General features: G+C 69.9%; 23 protein-coding genes. 15 read left to right on the forward strand and 8 right to left on the reverse strand.

The genetic code is table 11. The annotated features are described in order from the left end of the window. Positions 1 to 151 precede the first annotated feature (151 nt). Positions 152 to 874 carry a ribonuclease PH gene (gene rph / locus LMJ29_RS07170; protein ID WP_229604831.1) on the forward strand — a complete coding sequence of 241 codons (723 nt, stop codon included), beginning with the start codon at positions 152 to 154 and terminating at the stop codon, positions 872 to 874. 41 nt (positions 875 to 915) lie between these two features. Then, the gene (locus LMJ29_RS07175; RefSeq protein WP_229604832.1) at positions 916 to 1,302 is read left to right on the forward strand and encodes a DUF4870 domain-containing protein; all 387 of its coding nucleotides are present in this window, start codon (positions 916 to 918) and stop codon (positions 1,300 to 1,302) included. Between the two features lie 57 nt (positions 1,303 to 1,359). Here LMJ29_RS07175 and LMJ29_RS07180 read toward each other — a convergent pair whose 3' ends face one another. Next, a complete protein-coding gene (locus tag LMJ29_RS07180; protein ID WP_229604833.1) occupies positions 1,360 to 2,139 on the reverse strand; it encodes an exodeoxyribonuclease III in 780 nt (259 codons plus the stop codon). 71 nt (positions 2,140 to 2,210) lie between these two features. Between LMJ29_RS07180 and pyrE the strand changes: the two genes are divergently transcribed. Continuing rightward, a complete protein-coding gene (gene pyrE / locus LMJ29_RS07185; protein WP_229604834.1) occupies positions 2,211 to 2,852 on the forward strand; it encodes an orotate phosphoribosyltransferase in 642 nt (213 codons plus the stop codon). A 296-nt stretch (positions 2,853 to 3,148) separates the two neighbouring features. After that, positions 3,149 to 3,727 carry a DUF4124 domain-containing protein gene (locus LMJ29_RS07190; protein WP_229604835.1) on the forward strand — a complete coding sequence of 193 codons (579 nt, stop codon included), beginning with the start codon at positions 3,149 to 3,151 and terminating at the stop codon, positions 3,725 to 3,727. Between the two features lie 32 nt (positions 3,728 to 3,759). Here LMJ29_RS07190 and argB read toward each other — a convergent pair whose 3' ends face one another. The 4 genes from argB to coaBC all read right to left on the reverse strand — a co-directional run bounded on the left by argB (position 3,760) and on the right by coaBC (position 8,799). Next, positions 3,760 to 4,665: an acetylglutamate kinase gene (argB, locus tag LMJ29_RS07195; protein WP_229604836.1), complete on the reverse strand. Its 906-nt coding sequence runs from the start codon at positions 4,663 to 4,665 to the stop codon at positions 3,760 to 3,762. 17 nt (positions 4,666 to 4,682) lie between these two features. After that, on the reverse strand, positions 4,683 to 6,077 hold the full coding sequence (locus LMJ29_RS07200) for a phosphomannomutase/phosphoglucomutase (protein WP_229604969.1): 1,395 nt from the start codon (positions 6,075 to 6,077) through the stop codon (positions 4,683 to 4,685). A 1,051-nt stretch (positions 6,078 to 7,128) separates the two neighbouring features. After that, positions 7,129 to 7,584, reverse strand: a complete 456-nt coding sequence (gene dut / locus LMJ29_RS07205; RefSeq protein WP_229604837.1) for a dUTP diphosphatase — start codon at positions 7,582 to 7,584, stop codon at positions 7,129 to 7,131. Positions 7,585 to 7,590: 6 nt separating this feature from the next. After that, entirely contained in the window at positions 7,591 to 8,799 is a 1,209-nt protein-coding gene (gene coaBC, locus LMJ29_RS07210; protein WP_229604838.1) for a bifunctional phosphopantothenoylcysteine decarboxylase/phosphopantothenate--cysteine ligase CoaBC, read from the reverse strand. A gap of 180 nt (positions 8,800 to 8,979) precedes the next feature. Here coaBC and radC point away from each other — a divergent pair, with 180 nt between their 5' ends. The 5 genes from radC (at position 8,980) to LMJ29_RS07235 (ending at position 13,337) form a co-directional block, all read left to right on the forward strand. Then, positions 8,980 to 9,654 carry a RadC family protein gene (gene radC / locus LMJ29_RS07215; RefSeq protein ID WP_229604839.1) on the forward strand — a complete coding sequence of 225 codons (675 nt, stop codon included), beginning with the start codon at positions 8,980 to 8,982 and terminating at the stop codon, positions 9,652 to 9,654. 219 nt (positions 9,655 to 9,873) lie between these two features. Next, positions 9,874 to 10,110, forward strand: a complete 237-nt coding sequence (gene rpmB / locus LMJ29_RS07220) for a 50S ribosomal protein L28 (RefSeq protein WP_229604840.1) — start codon at positions 9,874 to 9,876, stop codon at positions 10,108 to 10,110. An 11-nt stretch (positions 10,111 to 10,121) separates the two neighbouring features. Further along, entirely contained in the window at positions 10,122 to 10,277 is a 156-nt protein-coding gene (gene rpmG, locus LMJ29_RS07225; RefSeq protein ID WP_090312847.1) for a 50S ribosomal protein L33, read from the forward strand. Between the two features lie 315 nt (positions 10,278 to 10,592). After that, complete coding sequence (locus LMJ29_RS07230) at positions 10,593 to 12,086, forward strand: aldehyde dehydrogenase (protein ID WP_229604841.1); 1,494 nt, start codon at positions 10,593 to 10,595, stop codon at positions 12,084 to 12,086. Positions 12,087 to 12,191: 105 nt separating this feature from the next. After that, the gene (locus tag LMJ29_RS07235; protein WP_229604970.1) at positions 12,192 to 13,337 is read left to right on the forward strand and encodes an MFS transporter; all 1,146 of its coding nucleotides are present in this window, start codon (positions 12,192 to 12,194) and stop codon (positions 13,335 to 13,337) included. Positions 13,338 to 13,354: 17 nt separating this feature from the next. Here the strand turns inward: LMJ29_RS07235 and LMJ29_RS07240 are convergent, their stop codons facing one another. Both LMJ29_RS07240 and LMJ29_RS07245 read right to left on the reverse strand, forming a co-directional pair. Then, on the reverse strand, positions 13,355 to 14,659 hold the full coding sequence (locus tag LMJ29_RS07240) for an NAD(P)/FAD-dependent oxidoreductase (RefSeq protein WP_229604842.1): 1,305 nt from the start codon (positions 14,657 to 14,659) through the stop codon (positions 13,355 to 13,357). Between the two features lie 60 nt (positions 14,660 to 14,719). Further along, complete coding sequence (locus tag LMJ29_RS07245; RefSeq protein ID WP_229604843.1) at positions 14,720 to 15,208, reverse strand: Lrp/AsnC ligand binding domain-containing protein; 489 nt, start codon at positions 15,206 to 15,208, stop codon at positions 14,720 to 14,722. 148 nt (positions 15,209 to 15,356) lie between these two features. On the opposite strand from LMJ29_RS07245, the gene dadA reads away from it, so the two are divergent. The 5 genes from dadA to LMJ29_RS07270 all read left to right on the forward strand — a co-directional run bounded on the left by dadA (position 15,357) and on the right by LMJ29_RS07270 (position 19,392). Beyond that, positions 15,357 to 16,655, forward strand: a complete 1,299-nt coding sequence (dadA, locus tag LMJ29_RS07250) for a D-amino acid dehydrogenase (RefSeq protein WP_229604844.1) — start codon at positions 15,357 to 15,359, stop codon at positions 16,653 to 16,655. Further along, the gene (locus LMJ29_RS07255; protein WP_229604845.1) at positions 16,630 to 16,980 is read left to right on the forward strand and encodes a RidA family protein; all 351 of its coding nucleotides are present in this window, start codon (positions 16,630 to 16,632) and stop codon (positions 16,978 to 16,980) included. Before dadA ends, LMJ29_RS07255 begins: the two co-directional genes overlap by 26 nt. Positions 16,981 to 17,032: 52 nt before the next feature. After that, on the forward strand, positions 17,033 to 18,121 hold the full coding sequence (alr, locus tag LMJ29_RS07260; RefSeq protein ID WP_229604846.1) for an alanine racemase: 1,089 nt from the start codon (positions 17,033 to 17,035) through the stop codon (positions 18,119 to 18,121). Between the two features lie 147 nt (positions 18,122 to 18,268). Beyond that, positions 18,269 to 18,817 carry a cupin domain-containing protein gene (locus tag LMJ29_RS07265; RefSeq protein WP_229604847.1) on the forward strand — a complete coding sequence of 183 codons (549 nt, stop codon included), beginning with the start codon at positions 18,269 to 18,271 and terminating at the stop codon, positions 18,815 to 18,817. Positions 18,818 to 18,969: 152 nt separating this feature from the next. After that, positions 18,970 to 19,392: a c-type cytochrome gene (locus LMJ29_RS07270; RefSeq protein ID WP_229604848.1), complete on the forward strand. Its 423-nt coding sequence runs from the start codon at positions 18,970 to 18,972 to the stop codon at positions 19,390 to 19,392. 75 nt (positions 19,393 to 19,467) lie between these two features. Here the strand turns inward: LMJ29_RS07270 and LMJ29_RS07275 are convergent, their stop codons facing one another. After that, the gene (locus LMJ29_RS07275; RefSeq protein WP_229604849.1) at positions 19,468 to 20,040 is read right to left on the reverse strand and encodes a xanthine phosphoribosyltransferase; all 573 of its coding nucleotides are present in this window, start codon (positions 20,038 to 20,040) and stop codon (positions 19,468 to 19,470) included. Positions 20,041 to 20,211: 171 nt separating this feature from the next. On the opposite strand from LMJ29_RS07275, the gene LMJ29_RS07280 reads away from it, so the two are divergent. After that, the gene (locus LMJ29_RS07280; protein ID WP_229604850.1) at positions 20,212 to 21,024 is read left to right on the forward strand and encodes a DUF2780 domain-containing protein; all 813 of its coding nucleotides are present in this window, start codon (positions 20,212 to 20,214) and stop codon (positions 21,022 to 21,024) included. Positions 21,025 to 21,035: the final 11 nt, after the last annotated feature.

Here is a 21,035-nt window from a genome sequence, read left to right on the forward strand (position 1 = left end):
AATCAGGGGGGATGGCGCTCGCGGACGCCTCGCAGTCAGTCCGCCAGTGTAACCCAGGCGTCGCCGCGCTCCCAATCGCGGCGGTGGTTCGCCGTGCCCGCCGCCCCCTATAATGGGCCGCCAATCTCCCTCTTGCCGACAGGACCCGCCGATGAATCGCCCCAGTGGCCGCGCCGCCGACCAGATGCGCCCGATCCGAATCACTCGTCACTACACCAAGCATGCCGAGGGTTCGGTGCTGGTGGAGTTCGGCGACACCAAGGTGATCTGTACGGTGAGCGTGGAGGCCGGTGTGCCGCGCTTCCTCAAGGGCCAGGGCCAGGGCTGGCTGACCGCCGAATACGGCATGCTGCCGCGCGCCACCGGCTCGCGCACCCACCGCGAGGCCACCCGCGGCAAGCAGGGCGGGCGCACTCTGGAGATCCAGCGTCTGATCGGCCGTTCGCTGCGCGCCGCGCTGGACCTGTCCAAGCTGGGCGAGAACACCCTGTACATCGACTGCGACGTGATCCAGGCCGACGGCGGCACCCGTACCGCGTCGATCACCGGCGCCACCGTGGCGGTGATCGACGCCCTGGCGACCCTGAAGAAGCGCGGCGCGCTCAAGCAGAACCCGCTCAAGCAGCTGGTCGCCGCGGTCTCGGTGGGCATCTACCAGGGCGAGGCGGTGCTCGACCTCGACTACCTGGAGGATTCGGCCGCCGGTACCGACCTCAACGTGGTGATGACCGACGCCGGCGGTTTCATCGAGGTGCAGGGCACCGCCGAGGGCACGCCGTTCCAGCCCGAGGAGCTCAACGCCATGCTGGCGCTGGCGCGCAAGGGCCTTGAGGAGCTGTTCGAGCTGCAACGCGCGGCGCTCGACGGCGAGTGAAGAGGGCGGGCGCAGGCCCGGCCTGAAGAGGAGGTCCCGCGATGAGCGAGCAACAGCCAGACGTGCCGTCGACCCTGCCGACTCCACCCGCCGCCGAGGCGCGCAAGTGGGCGATGCTCTGCCACTACGCGGCCTTCGCCTGGTTCCTGGCGCCGATGGTCGGCAACGTGGTGGGCCCGCTGGTGGTCTGGCAGCTCAAGCGCGAGTCAGATCCCTACGTCGACGAGCAGGGGCGCGAGGCGCTCAACTTCCAGCTGACCCTGAGCCTCGCGCTGATGGTCTGCGGCGTGCTGGCCTGGCTGCTGATCGGCTTCCCGCTGATGCTGCTGGTCAGCGTGGTCGGCCTGGTGCTGACCATCATCGCCGGCATCAAGGCCAACGAGGGCCGGCCTTGGCGCTACCCGTTCTGCATCCGCTTCTTGAAGTAGCGGCGCAACGAAAAAAGCCGACCCTGAGGTCGGCTTTTTCATACCGGCTGGCGTGGCTCAGATGCTCAGCGTCCAGTCGTAGTCGACCACCAGCGGGGCGTGCTGGGAGAAGCGCGGCTGGCGCGGCAACTGGGCGTTGCGCACGAAGCGGCGCAGGCCGGGGGTGAGCAGCTGGTAGTCGAAGCGGAAGCCGAGGTTGAGCATCTGCGCCTGCTCGGTGTCCGGCCACCAGCTGTACTGGTCGCTGTCGCGGCTGACCTCGCGCAGGGCGTCGGCGTAGCCGAGGTTGCCCAGCACCTCGTCCATCCAGGAACGCTCGGGAGCCAGGAAGCCCGGCATCTGCTGGCAGTCGCGCCAGTTCTTCACGTCCTGCTTCTGGTGCGCCACGTACAGCGAGCTGCAGTAGATGTACTCGCGCCGCTTGCGGCGCTGCTTGTTCAGGTAGCTGGTGAAGTCGTCCATGAACTTGAACTTGGCGTTCAGGTCGGCGTCGCCCTTCTGCCCGCTGGGCATCAGCAGGCTGGCGATGCTGACCTTGTCGAAGTCGGCCTGCAGGTAGCGGCCGTAGCGGTCGGCCTGCTCGAAGCCGAGGCCGAAGATCACGGCCTTGGGCTGTAGCCGGGAGTACAGTGCCACACCGCCCTGCCCGGGGACTTCGGCGTCGACGGCGTACATGAAGTAGCCGTCCAGCTGCAAGGCGGGGTCTTCCATGTCGTAGCACGAGGCGCGGGTGTCCTGCAGGCAGATCACGTCGGCATTCTGGCTCTGCAGCCAGCCGAGCAGGCCGCGCTCGACCGCCGGTTGAATGCCGTTCACGTTAATACTGACGATCCGCATAAATGGCCCCTGAAAAAACCAGTGTGTATGATACCTGAGGTTCACGCTTTTTTGGCTAAATCGGGCATCTCATGCAGGCATATCAACGCGAATTCATCCGCTTCGCCATCGAGCGCGGCGTCCTGCGCTTCGGCGAGTTCACCCTCAAGTCCGGACGCACCAGCCCCTACTTCTTCAACGCCGGCCTGTTCAACAGCGGTCTGGCCCTGGCCCGCCTCGGCCGCTTCTATGCCGAAGCCGTGCAGGCCAGCGGTATCGACTTCGACGTGCTGTTCGGCCCGGCCTACAAGGGCATCCCGCTGGCCGGCGCCACCGCCATCGCCCTGGCCGAGCAGCATGATCGCGACCTGCCCTGGTGCTTCAACCGCAAGGAAGCCAAGGACCACGGCGAGGGCGGCACCCTGGTCGGTGCGCCGCTGACCGGCCGCGCGCTGATCGTCGACGACGTGATCACCGCCGGCACTGCGATCCGCGAGGTGATGCAGATCATCCAGGCGCAGGGCGCCCAGGCTGCCGGCGTGCTGATCGCGCTGAACCGCGAGGAGCGTGGCCAGGGCGAGCTGTCGGCGATCCAGGAAGTCGAGCGCGATTTTGGCATTCCGGTGGTGAGCATCGTGTCGCTCAGCCAGGTGCTCGAATACCTGGCCGAGGATGCCGGGCTCCAGCAACACCTGCCGGCGGTGCAGGCCTACCGCGCGCAGTACGGCATCTGAGCGGCGTCGGGCGGCGTGCGCAGTCCGCGGCTGCGGCTGCCTGGCGAAGAAGTCGGCGCAAGCCGACTTTTTCTTGGCCGGGCCATCTCGCAGCGGCGCCGGATGGGTTCGGCAGCGTGGCTCGGCGGGCCTTTGTTGCCGGCCGGCGGCGAATCCTTGACCTGCGCCGAAGCGTGCTGGATAACCCTGCGCGATCATCCGCAGCCCGCCGGGCGCGGGTGCCCGAAACATTTCCGAGCGGGCCGCGGCCCGGCCCCAACCAGCCCAGCGAGGTGAGCGGCAGAGCGATGCGGAAGGTGAACAAGGTGTGGCTGTTGCTGGCCGGTGTGCTGGTCGTGACCGCGGCCCAGGCCGAGGTGTATCGCTACGTGAACCGCCAGGGCGTGGTGGCGCTGGATCGCCAGGGCGTGCCGCCGGAATACGTCGCCAACGGCTACGAGGTGCTCGACGACGAAGGCCAGCTGCTGCGCGTGGTGCCGCCGGCGCCCAGCGCCGAGGAGCTGGAGCGCCGCGCCGCCGCCCAGCGCCAGGCGGCGTTCGACGCCGACCTGTTGCAGCGCTACACCAGCGCCGCCGAGCTGGAGTGGGCCCAGGTGCGCCAGCTGCGCGACCAGGACGCCCTGATCGGCATCGTCCGCGCCAACCTGGATACGGCCCGCGGCCAGCTGCAGAAGGTCGAGCGCCAGGCCGCCGAGCGCCAGCGCGCCGGTCAGCCGCTGGCGCCGGAGCTGCTGACCCAGCGCGACCAGCTGCAGCGCGAGCAGCATCGCCTCGAGGCCGAACTCAAGCGCGTGCAGGAGCTGCGCGCGAGCAGCGAGGCGGAGTTCGTCCGCGAACGCGTGCGCCTGCAGGAGTTGCTCGGCGCCAAGCGCTGAATGCCGCCGGGCGAGCCCGGCGGCGTGGTGGGTCAGCCGCGCGCGGCGTTGGTGATCAGGGTGCCGACACCGCTGTCGGTGAAGATCTCCAGCAGCACGGCGTTGGGTACGCGGCCGTCGATGATGTGCGCACTGTGCACGCCGCCCTGCACCGCCTCGAGGGCGCAGCGGATCTTCGGCAGCATGCCGCCGTAGATGGTGCCGTCGGCGATCAGGCCGTCCACCTGGGCGGTCGACAGGCCGGTCAGCACCTGGCCCTGCTTGTCGAGCAGACCGGCGGTGTTGGTCAGCAGCATCAGCTTCTCGCACTTGAGCGCCTCGGCCACCTTGCCGGCCACCAGGTCGGCATTGATGTTGTACGACTCGCCGTTCTCGCCGACGCCGATCGGGGCGATCACCGGGATGAAGTCGCCGGCCACCAGCATGTTGATCAGCTCGACGTTGACGTCGACCACCTCGCCGACGTGGCCGATGTCGATGATCTCCGGCTGGGTCATTTCCGGAGTCTGGCGGCTGACCTTGAGCTTCTTCGCCTTGATCAGGCCGGCGTCCTTGCCGGTCAGGCCGATGGCGCTGCCGCCGTGCTGGTTGATCAGGTTGACGATGTCCTTGTTGACCTGGCCGCCGAGCACCATCTCCACCACGTCCATGGTGGCGCTGTCGGTGACGCGCATGCCGTCGATGAAGTGGCTCTCGATGTTCAGGCGCTTGAGCAGGTCGCCGATCTGCGGGCCGCCGCCGTGCACCACCACCGGGTTGATGCCGACCGCCTTCATCAGCACGATGTCGCGGGCGAAGCTGGTCTTCAGCTCGTCGCTTTCCATGGCGTTGCCGCCGTACTTGACCACCAGGGTCTTGCCGCTGAAGCGACGGATGTAGGGCAGGGCTTCGGCGAGGACCTGGGCTACCTGTTGGGCGGCTTCACGATTGAGGGGCATGCTGGGCTCCAGTGGCATCAGAAGGGCAGATCGAGGTCGGGGGCCACAGCCTTGAGCTGGGCGCGGAAGACCTGCTGGATCCGCGAGAGTTCATCGGCGCTGTCCGCTTCGAAACGCAGGACCAGCACCGGGGTGGTGTTGGAGGCGCGCACCAGACCCCAGCCGTGTGGGTAGTCGACGCGCACGCCGTCGAGGGTGAACAGGTTGGCGTCGGCGCCCCACTGGGCGTCGCGCTGCAGGGCGTCGATCAGGGCGAACTTGCGCTCGTCGCCGACCTTGACGTTGATTTCCGGCGTGGACAGCGCCACCGGGAAGTCGGCGAACACCTCGGCCGCGCTGCGCTTCTCCAAGCTGAGAATCTCCAGCAGGCGCACGGCGCTGTAGATGCCGTCGTCGAAGCCGTACCAGCGCTCCTTGAAGAAGATGTGTCCGCTCATCTCGCCGGCCAGCAGGGCGCCGGTCTCCTTCATCTTGGCCTTGATCAGCGAGTGGCCAGTCTTCCACATCAGCGGGCGGCCGCCGTAGCCGCGGATCAGGGCGGCCAGGCCGCGCGTGCACTTGACGTCGAAGATCACGTCGGCGCCGGGGTTGCGGCTCAGCACGTCGCGGGCGAACAGCATCAGCAGGCGGTCGGGGTAAATAATCTCGCCCTGGTTGGTCACCACGCCGACGCGGTCGCCGTCGCCGTCGAAGGCCAGGCCGAGGTCGGCGCCGGTGGCCCGGACCGCGGCGATCAGATCGACGAGGTTTTCCGGCTTGCCCGGATCCGGGTGGTGGTTGGGGAAGGTGCCGTCCACCTCGCAGTACAGCGGGATCACCTCGCAGCCGAGCGCCTCGATCAGCTGTGGCGCGTTGACCGCAGCGACGCCGTTGCCGCAGTCGACCACCACCTTGAGCGGGCGGGCCAGCACCAGGTCGTCCTCGATGCGCTGGTGGTACTGCTCGAGCACTTCCACCTCGCGCAGGGTGCCGCTGCCGCTGCTCAGCTCATTGTTCTCCAGGCGCTGGTGGAGCGCCTGGATGCGCTCGTTGGCCAGGGTGTCGCCGGCGATGACGATCTTGAAGCCGTTGTAGTCCGGCGGGTTGTGGCTGCCGGTGACCATCACCCCGCTGCGCGCGCCGAGCACGTGGGTGGCGAAGTACAGCGCCGGGGTCGGCAGCATGCCGACGTCGCTGACGTCGCAGCCGCTGTCCTGCAGGCCGCGGATCAGCGCGCCGGCCAGCTCCGGCCCGGACAGCCGGCCGTCGCGACCGACCACCACGCCGCGTTCGCCGCAGGCGAGGCTCTCCGCGCCGATGGCGCGGCCGATCCAGTAGGCGGTTTCCGCGGTCAGGCTGTCGCCGACCACGCCGCGGATGTCGTAGGCGCGGAAGATGCCGGCCGGCAGGCGCGGAACGCTGGAGGTGTTCATCGGGGAGGGGGACTCCGTGCGATTGAGCGAAAGGGTCGTGTCGCTGTCGAGCAGATCGAAGACGTCGGCCAGGGCCGGATCGACGGTGGCGGGCGCCGCCACGCTTGGCGACGCCTCGACAACTGAGACCGGCGCGGCCGGGCGAGGTTCGCTGCTCGCCGCGACGGCTTCCTCCACCGGGGCCGCCACCGGTGCCGGCGCGCTGCCGGCGGGGCGTGCGCTGGCCGGGCGAGCGAGGGCGGCGCCGCCCAGGGCGCCGCCGATGGCCAGCACCGCCGCCAGCACCGTCTGCCAGGGCGCGGGCGTGGCCGGCTGCAGGGCATCCACCGGGCCCAGGCTGAGCTGCCAGTAGGGGTGGGCGCTGGGCCAACTGGCCATTGCGCCGTTGCCGCTGCCGCGTTGCGTCAGCAGCTGCGGCGGGCTGTCGGGGAACTGCTGGCGCAGCTGCAGTTCGCCGAGCGCGGCGGGCAGCTCCGGCAGCAGGGCGAGCAGCACGTCGAGCTCGCGTACCAGCAGCAGGGTGCCGGCCACCCCGCCATCGGCGCCGGGGACGGCGACCGCGCTGTACAGCAACCAGCGCTCGCCGATCCGGTAGGCCTCGGGGGGCGGCGTCTCGCCGCGCTCGGCGCGGCGCAGCAGGTCGAGGGCGGCGAAGTTCAGCGGCGCGGCGCGCTGGTCGTCGAGATGTCCGCCGCCGAGCGCGGTGAAGCGGGCCTCGACCAGATCGCGGCGGGCGTCCAGCAACTGGGCGAGCGCGGCGTTGCGCGCCGCCTCGTCAGCGCCGGCGGCAGCGCGCAGCGCAGGGTGGGCGGCCAGCTGGCGGTCGTCGCTGGCGAGGTGCGCGAGGCCCTGGCGCAGGGCGCCGAGCGGGCCGCTGCTCCAGGCCTCGAGCAGCTGCGCGCGGTTGTCCGCCGCGGCCTGCAGTTGGGCCTGCCAGAGCAGGCCGCCGCCGGCCAGCAGGCCGAGCAGGCTGCCGATGGCGACCGGCAGCAGGCCGCGGCGCAGGGGGGAGGTCGGCTTCATGGGGCGCTCGCTGCAATCCTTGGCGTGTTCAGTGTTGGCCGCTGTGGCCGAAGCCGCCGGCGCCGCGCTGGCTGTCGTCGAAGGCTTCGACCAGCTCGAAGCGGGCCTGCACCACCGGCACCAGCACCAGCTGGGCGAGGCGCTCGCCGACGGCGAGGGTGAAGGCGCTCTGCCCGCGGTTCCAGCAGGACACCATCAGCTCGCCCTGGTAGTCGGAGTCGATCAGGCCGACCAGGTTGCCGAGGACGATGCCGTGTTTGTGGCCCAGGCCCGAGCGCGGCAGGATCAGCGCGGCCAGGCCCGGATCGGCGATGTGGATGGACAGCCCGGTGGGGATCAGCACGGTCTGTCCGGGCTCGAGGATCAGCTCCTCCTGCAGCATGGCGCGCAGGTCGAGGCCGGCCGAGCCGGGGGTGGCGTACTCGGGCAGGGGGAAGTCGCGGCCCAGGCGCGGATCGAGAATGCGGGCTTGCAGTGCGTGCATCGGGAATCAGTTCCGGTGGTAGCGTTCGGCGATGAAGGCGACCAGCTGGCGGGCGATCTTGCCCTTGCTGGTCTGCGGGAAACTATTTTGCTGGAGCTGGCGGTCGATGATGGTGATCGCGTTCTCCTCGCTGTTGAAGCCGATGCTCGGGTTGGCCACGTCGTTGGCGACGATCAGGTCGAGGTTCTTGTCCCTGAGCTTGCGCGCCGCGTAGTCGAGCAGGTTCTCGGTCTCGGCGGCGAAGCCGACGCTGAACGGACGGTCGGCGCGCTGGGCGAGGGTGGCGAGGATGTCCGGGTTGCGCACCATGCGCAGGGTCAGGCCGTCGTCGCTGCCCGGGTCCTTCTTCATCTTCTGGCTGGCGATCACTTCGGGACGGTAGTCGGCCACCGCGGCGGCGGCGATCAGGATTTCGCAGGGCATCGCCGCCTCGCAGGCGGCCAGCATGTCGCGGGCGCTGACCACGTTGACGCGCTCGACCCGCTGCGGGGTGACCAGGTGCACCGGGCCGCTGACCAGGGTCACCTGGGCGCCGGCCTCGGCGGCCGCCTCGGCGAGGGCGAAGCCCATCTTGCCCGAGCTGTGGTTGGTGATGTAGCGCACCGGGTCGATGGCTTCCTGGGTGGGGCCGGCGGTGATCAGCACCCGGCAGCCGGTGAGCAGGCCGCGCGCGAAGCAGTCGGCGGCCCGCTGCGCCAGTTCGTCGGCCTCCAGCATGCGCCCGGGCCCGACGTCGCCGCAGGCCTGGCTGCCGGCGGCGGGGCCGAACAGGCGCATGCCGCGCTGCACCAGCAGCTCGGCGTTGGCCTGGGTGGCGGCATCGCGCCACATCGCCTGGTTCATCGCCGGCGCCAGCGCCACCGGCGCGTCGGTGGCCAGCACCAGGGTGGTCAGTAGGTCGTCGGCGATGCCCTGGGCCAGGCGCGCCATCAGGTCGGCGGTGGCCGGGGCGATCAGCACCAGGTCGGCCCACTTGGCCAGCTCGATGTGACCCATGGCCGCCTCGGCGGCCGGGTCGAGCAGGTCGTTGAACACCGGGTGGCCGGACAGCGCCTGCAGGGTCAGCGGGGTGATGAATTCGCGGGCGGCGCGGGTCATCACCACGCGCACCTCGGCGCCCTGGTCGCGCAGCCGGCGGATCAGCTCGGCGCTCTTGTAGGCGGCGATGCCGCCGCCGACTCCCAGGACGATGCGTTTACGCTGCAACCGCTGCATGAGCCTGCCTTTTATTCTCTGATCGGGGTGGATTGCGCGGCGCCGCGAACGGGGTCACAACGGTCGGCGCCGGATGGAAAATCGGGCGGGCTAAGATAGCACAGCGCCAGTCGCGCCGGCAGCGCAGCCGGGCGGGCGCCGGCGGCCATGGAGGCCGCCGACCGCACACGGAGGTGGGGAATGAGCATTCGGGACTGGCCGGCCGCCGAGCGGCCGCGGGAAAAACTACTGGCCCAGGGCGCGGCGGCGCTGAGCGACGCCGAGCTGCTGGCGATCTTCCTGCGCACCGGGGTGGCCGGACGCAGCGCGGTGGACCTGGCGCGCCACCTGCTCGACGCGTTCGGCGGCCTGCGCCCGCTGCTGGAGGCCGACCTCGCCAGCTTCGCCGCCCATCTGGGCCTGGGCCCGGCCAAGTACGCCCAGCTGCAGGCAGTGCTGGAGATGGGCCGCCGCCACCTGGCCGCGCGCCTGCAGCGCGACTCGGCGCTGGAGAGCCCGCAGGCGGTGCGCGACTACCTCAAGGCGCGCCTGCGCCACGAGCCGCACGAGGTGTTCGCCTGCCTGTTCCTCGACACCCGCCACCGCGTGCTGGCCTTCGAGGTGCTGTTCCAGGGCTCGATCGACGGCGCCAGCGTGTACCCGCGCCAGGTGGTCAAGCGCGCCCTGGCGCACAACGCCGCGGCGCTGATCCTCACCCACAACCATCCCTCCGGCGTGGCCGAGCCCAGCCAGGCCGACCGCCAGCTGACCGCGAAGCTCAAGGAGGCGCTGGCGCTGGTCGAGGTACGCGTGCTCGACCACTTCGTGATCGGCGACGGCGAGCCGGTGTCGCTCGCCGAATACGGCTGGATCTGAGAGAATGCGCGGCCTGCAGCCGGGTCGCGCCGGCGGTCGGTAGCGCGGCTGGTGCCTTGCGAGGGCGGCGGCTTTCTGCTATAAAACTGCGCTCTTTTCTGGGGCCCGACCATTCAGGCCGTTGGCGCGGTCGGTAAGACCCCCGAAGAAACTGAGATTCATAGCGATTCAAGCGGCCAACCCATGCCGGGTTGGGCATGTGGTCAAGAGGGCTGAGGTATGTCGAGAGTCTGTCAAGTGACCGGTAAGGGTCCGGTTACCGGGAACAACATTTCCCACGCGAACAACAAAACCCGTCGTCGTTTCCTGCCGAACCTGCAGTACCATCGTTTCTGGGTCGAGTCCGAGAAGCGCTTCGTGCGTCTGCGCGTATCGGCCAAGGGCATGCGCGTCATCGACAAGCGCGGCATCGACGTCGTACTGGCTGAAATCCGCACCCGCGGCGAAAAAGTCTAAGGAGCATCATCATGCGTGACCTGATCCGTCTGGTGTCCAGCGCCGGTACCGGCCACTTCTACACCACCGACAAGAACAAGCGCACCAAGCCTGAGAAGATCGAGATCAAGAAATACGATCCGGTCGTTCGCAAGCACGTGATCTACAAGGAAGCCAAGATCAAGTAATTGATCCGGCCCTTGAAGGAAAAACCCGCCCCTCGTGGCGGGTTTTTTCTTGCCCGCGATTTTTGCCCGGACAATTTCCGCGGACAAAAAAATGCCCGTCTGGAAACGGGCTAGGCATGGGTGACACGGTTGCTGCACGACCGACTGTTCAGCAATGTGTGCAATATGCTGAACGATATAGCGCGTCGAGCGGGGGGTTGTCAAAAATTTTGTGCACGGCGATGATCTTTCCGCACACTTTGGCGAGCCGCTGAAGTTGCGCTAGCGTTTGCCCTGCAGCCATCATGCTTTGAACCCCAGCATCCGGAGCACGTCATGAGCAACCCGAGCCGCATCGAATGGGAACATCGCGCCAGCATCCTGCACATCGAGGGCCGCGCCTTCGTCCATGGTGAGTACGGCCCGGCGGCGTCCGCGGCGAGCTTCAACTGCATCAGCCCGATCGACGGCCGCGTGCTGGCCCAGGTCGCCAGCTGCGACGCCGGCGATGCCGAGCGCGCGGTCGCCGATGCCCGCGCCACCTTCGAGTCGGGCGTCTGGTCGCGCCTGGCGCCGGCCAAGCGCAAGGCGATCATGCAGCGCTTCGCCGGCCTGCTTGAGGCCCACGACGAGGAGCTGGCGCTGCTGGAAACCCTCGACATGGGCAAGCCGATCGGCGACGCCCTGCGGGTCGACGTGCCGGCCGCGGTGCGCGCCATCCGCTGGAGCGCCGAGGCCATCGACAAGATCTACGACGAGGTGGCGCCGACCCCGCACAACGAGCTGGGTCTGGTCACCCGCGAGCCGATCGGCGTGGTCGCGGCCATCGTGCCGTGGAACTTCCCGCTGGTGATGAGCTGCTGGAAGCTCGGCCCGGCGCTGGCCGCCGGCAACTCGGTGATCCTCAAGCCCTCGGAGAAGTCGCCGCTGACCGCCATCCGCATCGCCAAGCTGGCGGTCGAGGCCGGCATCCCGGCCGGCGTGCTCAACGTGCTGCCCGGCTACGGCCATACCGTCGGCAAGGCGCTGGCGCTGCACATGGACGTCGACTGCCTGGTATTCACCGGCTCGACGCGGGTGGCCAAGCAGCTGATGATCTACGCCGGCGAGTCGAACATGAAGCGCGTCTGGCTGGAGGCCGGCGGCAAGAGCCCGAACATCGTCTGCGCCGACGCCCCCGACCTGCGCGCCGCCGCGCGCGCCGCCGCCGGGGCGATCTGCTTCAACCAGGGCGAGGTGTGCACCGCCGGTTCGCGCCTGCTGGTCGAGGCGCCGATCAAGGACGAGTTCATGACTCTGCTGCTCGAGGAGATGCAGCGCTGGCAGCCCGGCCATCCGCTGGATCCGGCCACCAACGTCGGCGCGCTGGTCGACGAGCAGCAGCTCAACACCGTGCTCGGCTACATCGCCGCCGGCCATGCCGAGGGCGCCCAGCTGCGCTGCGGCGGCGGCCGGGTGCTGGCGGAAAGCGGCGGGGTGTTCGTCGCGCCGACGGTGTTCGACGGGGTGAGCAACGCGATGAAGATCGCCCGCGAGGAGATCTTCGGCCCGGTGTTGTCGGTGATCGCCTTCGACAGCCTCGACGAGGCGATCCGCATCGCCAACGACACTCCCTACGGCCTGGCCGCGGCGATCTGGACCAGCAACCTGTCGCGCGCCCACCTCGCCGCCAAGGCGCTGCGCGCCGGCAGCGTGTGGGTCAACCAGTACGACGGCGGCGACATGACCGCGCCGTTCGGCGGCTTCAAGCAGTCCGGCAACGGCCGCGACAAGTCGCTGCACGCCTTCGACAAGTACACCGAGCTCAAGGCCACCTGGATCAAGCTGTAATCCGGGCGATCCGGAGCCACCCTGACTGCGGCCGGGCCACCCTTAGCGGGGCCCGGCCGCAGCCGTTTTTGCGCCACCTCCAAGGGGCGTCGAGGAGGGACGATGGTGCGCTGGACGACCTATGGGGCGGTGACCGGCGCGGTGGTGCTGGTCGGCCTGGCGCTGGGCCTCAGCCTGCCGCTGGTGTCGCTGCGCCTCGACCAGTGGGGCTACGGCCAGTTCGCCATCGGCGTGATGGCGGCCATGCCGGCCATCGGCGTGCTGCTCGGCGCGCGGCTGACCCATGCCTTCGCCGCCCGCTGCGGCACGCCGCGCAGCCTGCAGGCGAGCCTGCTGCTCAGCGCCGCCTCGGTCGCCGGCCTGGCGCTGTGGCCGGACTATGGGCTGTGGCTGGCGCTGCGCCTGCTGCTGGGTATCTCGCTGACCGTGGTGTTCGTGCTCGGCGAGAGCTGGATCAACCAGCTGGCCAGCGACGCCTGGCGCGGCCGCCTGGTGGCGCTGTACGGCACCGCCTTCTCGCTCAGTCAGCTGTGCGGGCCGCTGCTGCTCAGCGTGCTGGGCACCGCCGGCGACCGGGCGTTCTGGCTGGCCGCGGCCCTGCTGGTGCTCGGTTGCCTGTTGCTGCTCGGTCGCGACGGCGCGCCCGAGGTCGGCCGCCACGCCGCCGGCGCCGGCGGACTGCTGGGCTTCTGTCGCGGCCAGCCGGCGATCGCCTGGGCGGTGGTGCTGTTCGCAGCCTTCGACGTGCTGGTGCTCACCCTGCTGCCGGTGTACCTGCTGCATGAGGGCATCGCCCAGGCCAGCGCGCTGCGCATGCTCGGGGCGCTGGTGCTGGGCAACGCCCTGCTGCAGCTGCCGCTCGGCCTGCTCGCCGACCGCCTGCCGCGCGCCGCGCTGTTCCGCACCTGCGGCCTGCTGCTGCTGATCAGCAGCCTGAGCCTGCCGCTGCTGCTGCACTCGGCGCTGGTCTGGCTGCTGCTGCCGCTGCTCGGCGCCAGCGCCGGCGGCCTGTACACCCTGGCGCTGGTGCTGGTCGGTGCGCGCTATCGCGACGACGCCCTGGTGCGCGCCAATGCGCACATCGCCCTGCTGTGGGGAGTCGGCTGCCTGCTCGGTCCGTTGTCCAGCGGCGCGGCCAGCCAGTGGCTGAGCGGCCACGGTCTGCCGCTGCTGCTGGCCGGCGGCGCGGCGCTGTTCCTCGCCCTGGCCGCGCGGCGCGGCGCCTTCGAGCTGCGCGGCGATCCGCGCTGAAGGAAAGAAGCACCCGCCTACAGGCGTTCCTTGAGCTGCTCCCAGAGCATGCCGAGGGCCAGCAGCGGCGCGCGCAGCAGCGGGCCGCCGGGGAAGGACGCGTGCGGCACGCGGGCGAACAGGTCGAAACCGCTGCTGTCCTCGCCGTGGATGGCCTGGGCGAGCAGCTGGGCGGCCAGGTGGGTGGCGTTGAGACCGTGGCCGGAGTAGGCCTGGGCGTACCAGACGTTGGCCTGCCCGGGCAGGCGGCCGAGTTGCGGCAGGCGATTGGCGCCGATGCCGATCATGCCGCCCCAGGCGTAGTCGATGCGCACATCCGTCAGTTGCGGAAAGACCTTCAACATCTTCGGCCGCATATAGGCGACGACGTCCGCCGGATCGCGGCCGGAATAGTGGCAGGCGCCGCCGAACAGCAGGCGGCGGTCGGGCGACAGTCGATAGTAGTCGAGCGCCACGCGCTGGTCGCACAGCGCCATGTCGCGGGGGATCAGCTGGCGGGCGCGCTCCTCGCCGAGCGGCTCGGTGGCGATCAGGTAGCTGCCGGCCGGCAGCACCTTGCCGGCCAGCCAGGGTTGCAGGCCGTCGAGATAGGCGTTGCAGGCGAGGATCAGCCGCCCGGCGCGCACCAGGCCGCGCGCGGTGTGCACGCGGATCTGCGCGCCGTAGTCGATGCGCGTCGCCGCCGAGCGCTCGAACAGTCGCGCGCCCAGTTTCGCCGCGGCGGCCGCCTCGCCGAGCGCCAGGTTGAGCGGGTGCAGGTGCCCCGAGCCCATGTCGATCAGCCCGCCGCAGTAGCGCGTCGAGCCGACCACCTCGTGCATCTCGCCGGCCTGCAGCAGGCGCAGCTCATGGCGATAGCCGAGCGCCAGCAGCTCGTCGCGGGCGGCGACGAAGTCGTCCAGGTGATCGGGACGATTGGCCAGGTCGCAGTAGCCCCAGGTGAGGTCGCAGTCGATGGCGAACTCCTCGATGCGCCGGCGCACCAGCTCCACCGCCTCCAGGCCGTACAGCTTGAGGCGGCGCACCCCGGCGTCGCCGAGCAGCGGGCGGAAGCGCTCGACATCATGGCCGACGCCACGGATCAGTTGACCACCGTTGCGCCCGCTGGCGCCCCAACCGATCCGGCGCGCCTCCAACAGCACCACCGCGTAGCCGCGGCGGGCCAGCTCGATGGCGCAGTTGAGGCCGGTGTAGCCGCCGCCGACGATGCACACGTCGGCGTCGATCTCGCCGTCCAGGGCGGGGAACTCCAGGCTTCGGTTGACGCTGGCCGCGTACCAGGAGGGCGCGTGGTCGGCGGTGTGCGTTGGCGTGCGCGGCATGGCGGCTCCGGGGCGGGTGGCGGCTGCCCCGAGCATAGGCCGTAGGCAGGGGCCCGCCAATCAGTCCGGGATCGGCAATGCCAGGGTCTCCTTGACCTCCTCCATGACGATATAGCTCTTCGACTCGCGCACGTGCGGCAGCTTGAGCAGGATGTCGCCGAGCAGCTTGCGGTAGGAGGCCATCTCCGAGATGCGCGCCTTGACCAGGTAGTCGAAGTCGCCGGACACCAGATGGCACTCCAGCACATGCGGCAGCTTGAGCACCGCGCGGCGGAACTCCTCGAAGGTGTCGCCGGACTTGTAGTCCAGGCTGATCTCGACGAACACCAAAAGGCTCGCGCGCAGCAGCTGCGGGTTGAGCCGCGCGTGGTAGCCGAGGATCACCCCGTCGCGCTCCAGGCGGCGTACCCGCTCGGTGCACGGAGTGGTCGACAGGTTGACCCGCTCGCCCAGTTCGGTGAAGGAAATCCGCCCCTCCTGCTGCAGGATGCGCAGGATGTTGCGGTCGGTGCGGTCCAGGTCGCGCCGGGTCTTTTGCGGGCCATTCATGGGGTATGCCCCTCCATAAAAAGCGATTCTGCCGAGAATTCTCGCCAAATATAGCCTGTCAAACAGTGAATATCACTGCAGTGGCCGACCTACACTCCGCTCCAACAACAACGGTTTCAACCCGGGCGTGCCGGGCAGGGAGATGAACATGCGAGTCCTGGTTCTTGGCAGCGGTGTGGTCGGCACCGCCAGCGCGTACTACCTGGCCCGCGCCGGGTTCGAGGTGGTGGTGATCGACCGCCAGGCCGGCGTCGCCCTGGAAACCAGCCACGCCAACGCCGGCCAGGTCTCCCCCGGCTACGCCTCGCCCTGGGCCGCCCCGGGCATCCCGCTGAAGGCCATGAAGTGGCTGGTGCAGCGCCATGCGCCGCTGGCCATCAAGCTCACCGCCAGCTTCGACCAGTACCTGTGGATGGCGCAGATGCTGCGCAACTGCACCGCGACGCGCTATGCGGTGAACAAGGAGCGCATGGTGCGCCTGGCCGAGTACAGCCGCGACTGCCTCGACGAGCTGCGTGCCGAGACCGGCATCGCCTACGAGGGCCGCCAGCTCGGCACCACCCAGCTGTTCCGTACCCAGGCGCAGGTCGACGCCGCCGCCAAGGACATCGCCGTGCTCGAGCAGGCCGGCGTGCCCTTTGAGCTGCTCGATCGCGCCGGCATCGCCCGCGTCGAGCCGGCGCTGGCCAAGGTTTCCGACAAGCTGGCCGGCGCCCTGCGCCTGCCCAACGACCAGACCGGCGACTGCTTCCTGTTCACCACCCAGCTGGCCGAGATGGCCCGCGATCTGGGCGTCGAGTTCCGCTTCGGGCATAACATCGAGCGTCTGCAGAGCGACGGCGAGCGCGTCACCGGGGTGTGGGTCGACGGCCGTCTGGAACGCGCCGACCATTTCGTGCTGGCCTTGGGCAGCTACTCGCCGCAGCTGCTCAAGCCGCTGGGCATCAAGGCGCCGGTGTATCCGCTGAAGGGCTACTCGCTGACCGTGCCGATCGTCGATGCGGCCATGGCGCCGACCTCGACCATCCTCGACGAGACCTACAAGGTGGCGATCACCCGCTTCGACGATCGCATCCGCGTCGGCGGCATGGCCGAGATCGCCGGTCACGACCTGTCGCTCAACCCGCGCCGCCGCGAGACCCTGGAGATGATCACCGCCGATCTGTACCCGCAGGGCGGCGACCTGGCGCGCGCCGAGTTCTGGACCGGCCTGCGTCCGGCGACCCCGGACGGCACGCCGATCGTCGGTGCCACCCGCTACCGCAACCTGTTCCTCAACACCGGACACGGTACCCTTGGTTGGACCATGGCCTGCGGCTCCGGTCGCCTGCTCGCCGACCTGATGGCGAAAAAGCGCCCGCAGATCAGTCCGCAGGGCCTGGACATTTCCCGCTACGCCACCACCAAGGAGCAAACCGATCATGTCTATCCAGCGCCTGCGCACTGAAACCCGCTACAGCGAGATCGTCGTCCACAACGGCACCGTCTACCTGGCCGGCCAGCTGGCCGACGACTTCGCCGGCGACATCGACCGGCAGACCCGCGAGACCCTGGCCAACATCGAACGCCTGCTCGGCGAGGTCGGCAGCGACAAGTCGCGCCTGCTGGCGGTGAACGTCCACCTCGCCGATATGGCCGACTATGCCGGCATGAACGCGGTCTGGGACGCCTGGCTGCCCGCCGGCTGCGCGCCGGCGCGCGCCTGCGTCGAGGCCCGCCTGTACGACCCGCGCGCCCGCGTCGAGATGACCGTGGTCGCCGCGCTGCCCTGACCCTGCCGCGCCCCGTGTGGCGCGCATCCATAACGAGAAAGCGATTGCCGCCATGCGTCCCGCCCGTGCCCTGATCGACCTCGACGCCCTGCGTCACAACTACCGCCTGGCCCGCGAGCTGAGCGGCGCCCGCGCCCTCGCCGTGGTCAAGGCCGACGCCTACGGCCACGGCGCGCTGCCCTGCGCGCAGGCGCTGGCCGACGAGGCCGACGGCTTCGCCGTGGCCTGCATCGAGGAGGCGCTGGAGCTGCGCGCCGCCGGCATCCGCGCGCCGATCCTGCTGCTCGAGGGGTTCTTCGAGGCCGCCGAACTGGCGCTGATCGTCGAGCACGAGCTGTGGTGCGTGGTGCACTCGCTGTGGCAGCTGGAGGCTATCGAGCGCAGTGCCGTGGCGCGCCCGCTGACCGTGTGGCTGAAGCTGGATTCGGGCATGCACCGGGTCGGCCTGCACCCGGAGGACTACCGCGCCGCCCACCAGCGCCTGCTGGCCAGCGGCAAGGTGGCGAAAATCGTACTTATGAGTCACTTCGCCCGCGCCGATGAGCCGGACTGCCCGCGCACCGCCGAGCAGCTGGCGGTGTTCCAGGCCGCGCGCGGCGAACTGGTCGCCGAGACCAGCCTGTGCAATTCGCCGGCGCTGCTCGGCTGGCCGCAGGCGTGGCCGGCGCAGCCCGGCGACTGGGTGCGTCCGGGCATCATGCTCTATGGCGCCACGCCGTTCGAGCAGCCACAGGCCCGGGCCGCGCGCCTTGAGCCGGTGATGACCCTGGAGTCGCGGATCATCGCCGTGCGCGAACTGCCCGCCGGCGAGCCGGTCGGCTACGGCGCGCGCTTCGTCAGCGCGCGGCCGACCCGCGTCGGCGTGGTGGCCATGGGCTACGCCGACGGCTACCCGCGCCACGCGCCGAGCGGCACACCGGTGGCGGTCGAGGGCCAGCGCACCGGCCTGATCGGCCGGGTGTCGATGGACATGCTCACCGTCGATCTGACCGACCTCCCGCAGGCGGGCCTCGGCAGCCGCGTCGAGCTGTGGGGCCGCCAGGTGCCGGCCAGCGAAGTGGCGGCGGCGGCCGAGAGCATCCCCTACCAGCTGTTCTGCAACCTCAAGCGGGCGCCGCGCCACTACTCCGGCGTGGCCTGAACCGCCCATCCTGTCCGTTTCCCGCCACCCCCGCCCGACCCGCTCGCGCGGGGGTTGGCTGTTCGTCGTGTTGAAAATACTGAACAGCCTTGCCATCATTATTCCCAACCATCCCCTGACCCTGAATGACCGAGGAGGTCTCCAGCCTTGGACGTCGGCGCCCGTCTGCACGAGATCCGCAAACTCAAAGGCCTGTCCCAGCGCGAGCTGGCCAAGCGCGCAGGAGTGACCAACAGCACCATCTCGATGATCGAGAAGAACAGCGTCAGCCCCTCGATCAGCTCGTTGAAGAAGGTGCTCGGCGGCATTCCCATGTCGCTGGTGGAGTTCTTCTCCATGGATCTCGCCGAGGGCAACCAGGCCCAGGTGGTGTACAAGTCGGACGAGCTGATCGACATCGGTAGCGGCGCGGTGACCATGAAGCTGGTCGGCCGCGCCCATTCCAACCGGGTCATGGCCTTCCTCGACGAGACCTACCCGCCGGGCGCCGACACTGGTATCGAGATGCTCAACCACGAGGGCGAGGAGGCCGGCGTGGTGGTCGAGGGACGCCTGGAGCTGACCGTGGGCGAGGCGGTGTACATCCTCGAGAGCGGCGACAGCTACTACTTCGAGAGCAGCCAGCCGCACCGCTTCCGCAACCCGTTCGACATCCCGGCGCGGCTGATCAGCGCCACCACCCCGGCCAACTTCTGAGCCGCCAGCGGGGCCGCCGAAGCCTCTGCACCTTAGGTGTCAAGCCCCTGCGACCATCGGGGTTGTTTCGGCGCGCTTCGCTTTGCCGTTATACTCCCGCCGCCCGCGCGGCCCTACCGCCCCGGGCGTGACTAGCCATAGAGGGTGTAAGGGTGAACCTGATCAAGAAAGTCTTGGCAGCCCAAGCTGCCGTGCTGGCCCTGTGGGCGGTTGGCGCCCAGGCCGCGAGCGATGACGCCATCGCCGAACGTCTGAAGCCGGTAGGCGAAGTGTGCATCGCCGGCCAGGAATGCAAGGGCGTCGGCGCCGTGGCGGCTTCCGCCGGTGCCGGTGCACGCAGCGGCGACGACGTGATCGCCAAGTACTGCGGCGCCTGCCACAGCTCCGGCGTACTGGGCGCGCCGAAGATCGGCGACGCCGCCGACTGGAAAGCCCGTGCCGGCGAGCGCGGTGGTATCGACGGCCTCCTCAAGTCGGCCATCGCCGGCCGCAACGCCATGCCGCCGAAGGGCACCTGCGCAGACTGCTCCGACGACGAGCTGAAGGGCGCGATCCACAAGATGTCCGGCCTGTAATAATCGCCGGCATCGCCAAAAAGCCGCCTGAGGGCGGCTTTTTCGTGTCCGCGTGTTCGCTCTGCGGCGTGCCGCTCAGTCGAGAAAGCGCACCGTGCCGCCCTCCAGCGAGGCGAGGCGCACCAGCGACTCGACCCGGTAGCCGAGGCGGTCGAGCTCGGTGCGGCCGGGCTGGAACGACTTCTCGATGACGATGCCGATGCCGGCGACCCGCGCGCCGGCCTGCTCGATGATCGACGCCAGGCCTTGCGCCGCCTGGCCGTGGGCGAGGAAGTCGTCGACGATCAGCACCCGCTCGCCGGCGCCGAGGTGGCGCGCGGCCACCGCGACCGTGCTCTCCACCTGCTTGGTGAAGGAGTACACCCGCGCGGTGAACAGCTCGCCGGTGAGGGTCAGCGACTGCTGCTTGCGGGCGAACAGCATGGGTACGCCCAGGTGCAGGGCGGTCATCAGCGCCGGGGCGATGCCCGAGGCCTCGATGGTCAGCACCTTGTCGACGCCCGCGTCGGCGAAGCGGCGGGCGAGCTCCGCGCCGATCTCATCCATCAGCAGCGGGTCGACCTGGTGATTGAGGAAGGCATCCACCTTGAGCACCTGCGCGGACAGCACGCTGCCCTGCTCGCGGATCTTCTGTTTCAGCAGCTCCATGACGGCCTCCTGAGCATGCTCGGCGCCGCTCAGTGTAGGGCAGCCGGTCGGTCGCGTGCAGATCCCGGCCAGCCGGACAGGCACCGTTCGCCGGATTTCCCACCGCCCGCTCAGCATTTGCGCGTCGGTCGTGGTCAGATGCGGACCTGCCTGAATTTCGAGGTTCGTCCCATGCCCCTGCTTCGCCCCTTCAGTCTGTCCGCCCTGCTGCTCGCGGCGAGCGCACCGGTGTTCGCCGCGACGGCCGGCGAGACCGTCCAGGCCATCGCGGCCCCGGCCGCCCCGGCTCTGCAGGTGACTTCGCCGGTGGCCAGTCAGCCGGTCGACAGCCAGCCGGCCGACCAGAGCGCCTCGACGCTGCCGGCCAGCCCCGCTGCCCCGACCACGCCGATCGGCGCCGCGCCGGGGACAGCCGTTTCCCCGGCGCAGCCTGCCGGTGCCGCCGCGCTCGGCGGCCTGGTCAATCCGCAGACCCTGGCGCTGATCGACCAGCTCAGAGCCCTGCAGGTGACGCCGCAGCAGGCGGTGGGCGGGATCGGCGCATTGCTCGGCCTGGCGCAGAGCCGCCTGGGCGCGGCCGACTATGCGCAGTTGAACAGCGCCGTGCCGGGCCTGGCGCTGCTGGGCGGCAATCCGGCTGCTGCGGGCAGCGCGGCCAGCGGCGGCGGCCTGCTCGGCGGACTGGGTGCACTGAGCGGTCTGCTCGGTGGCGGCAGCCAAGCCGCGCAGCCGGCGGCGCCGGCACCGGTCGATAGCCTCGCCGGCGTCGCCCAATCCTTCTCGGTACTGGGCATGGATACCAGCCTGGTCGGCCAGTTCGGCCAGGTGCTGCTGCAGTTCCTCGGCAGCCAGGGTCTGGCCGGCGCGCTGCTGCAGAGTCTGGGCGGCATCTGGGGCGTGAATCCGGCGGCGCCGGTGGCCGGCACTCCGGTGGCCGGCACCCCGGTGATCGGCACCCCAGTGGCGAACAGCCCCGCCTCCTGAGGCGCCGGACG

This window comes from Pseudomonas oryzagri, assembly GCF_020831405.1.
GTDB classification, from domain to species: Bacteria; Pseudomonadota; Gammaproteobacteria; order Pseudomonadales; family Pseudomonadaceae; genus Geopseudomonas; species Geopseudomonas oryzagri.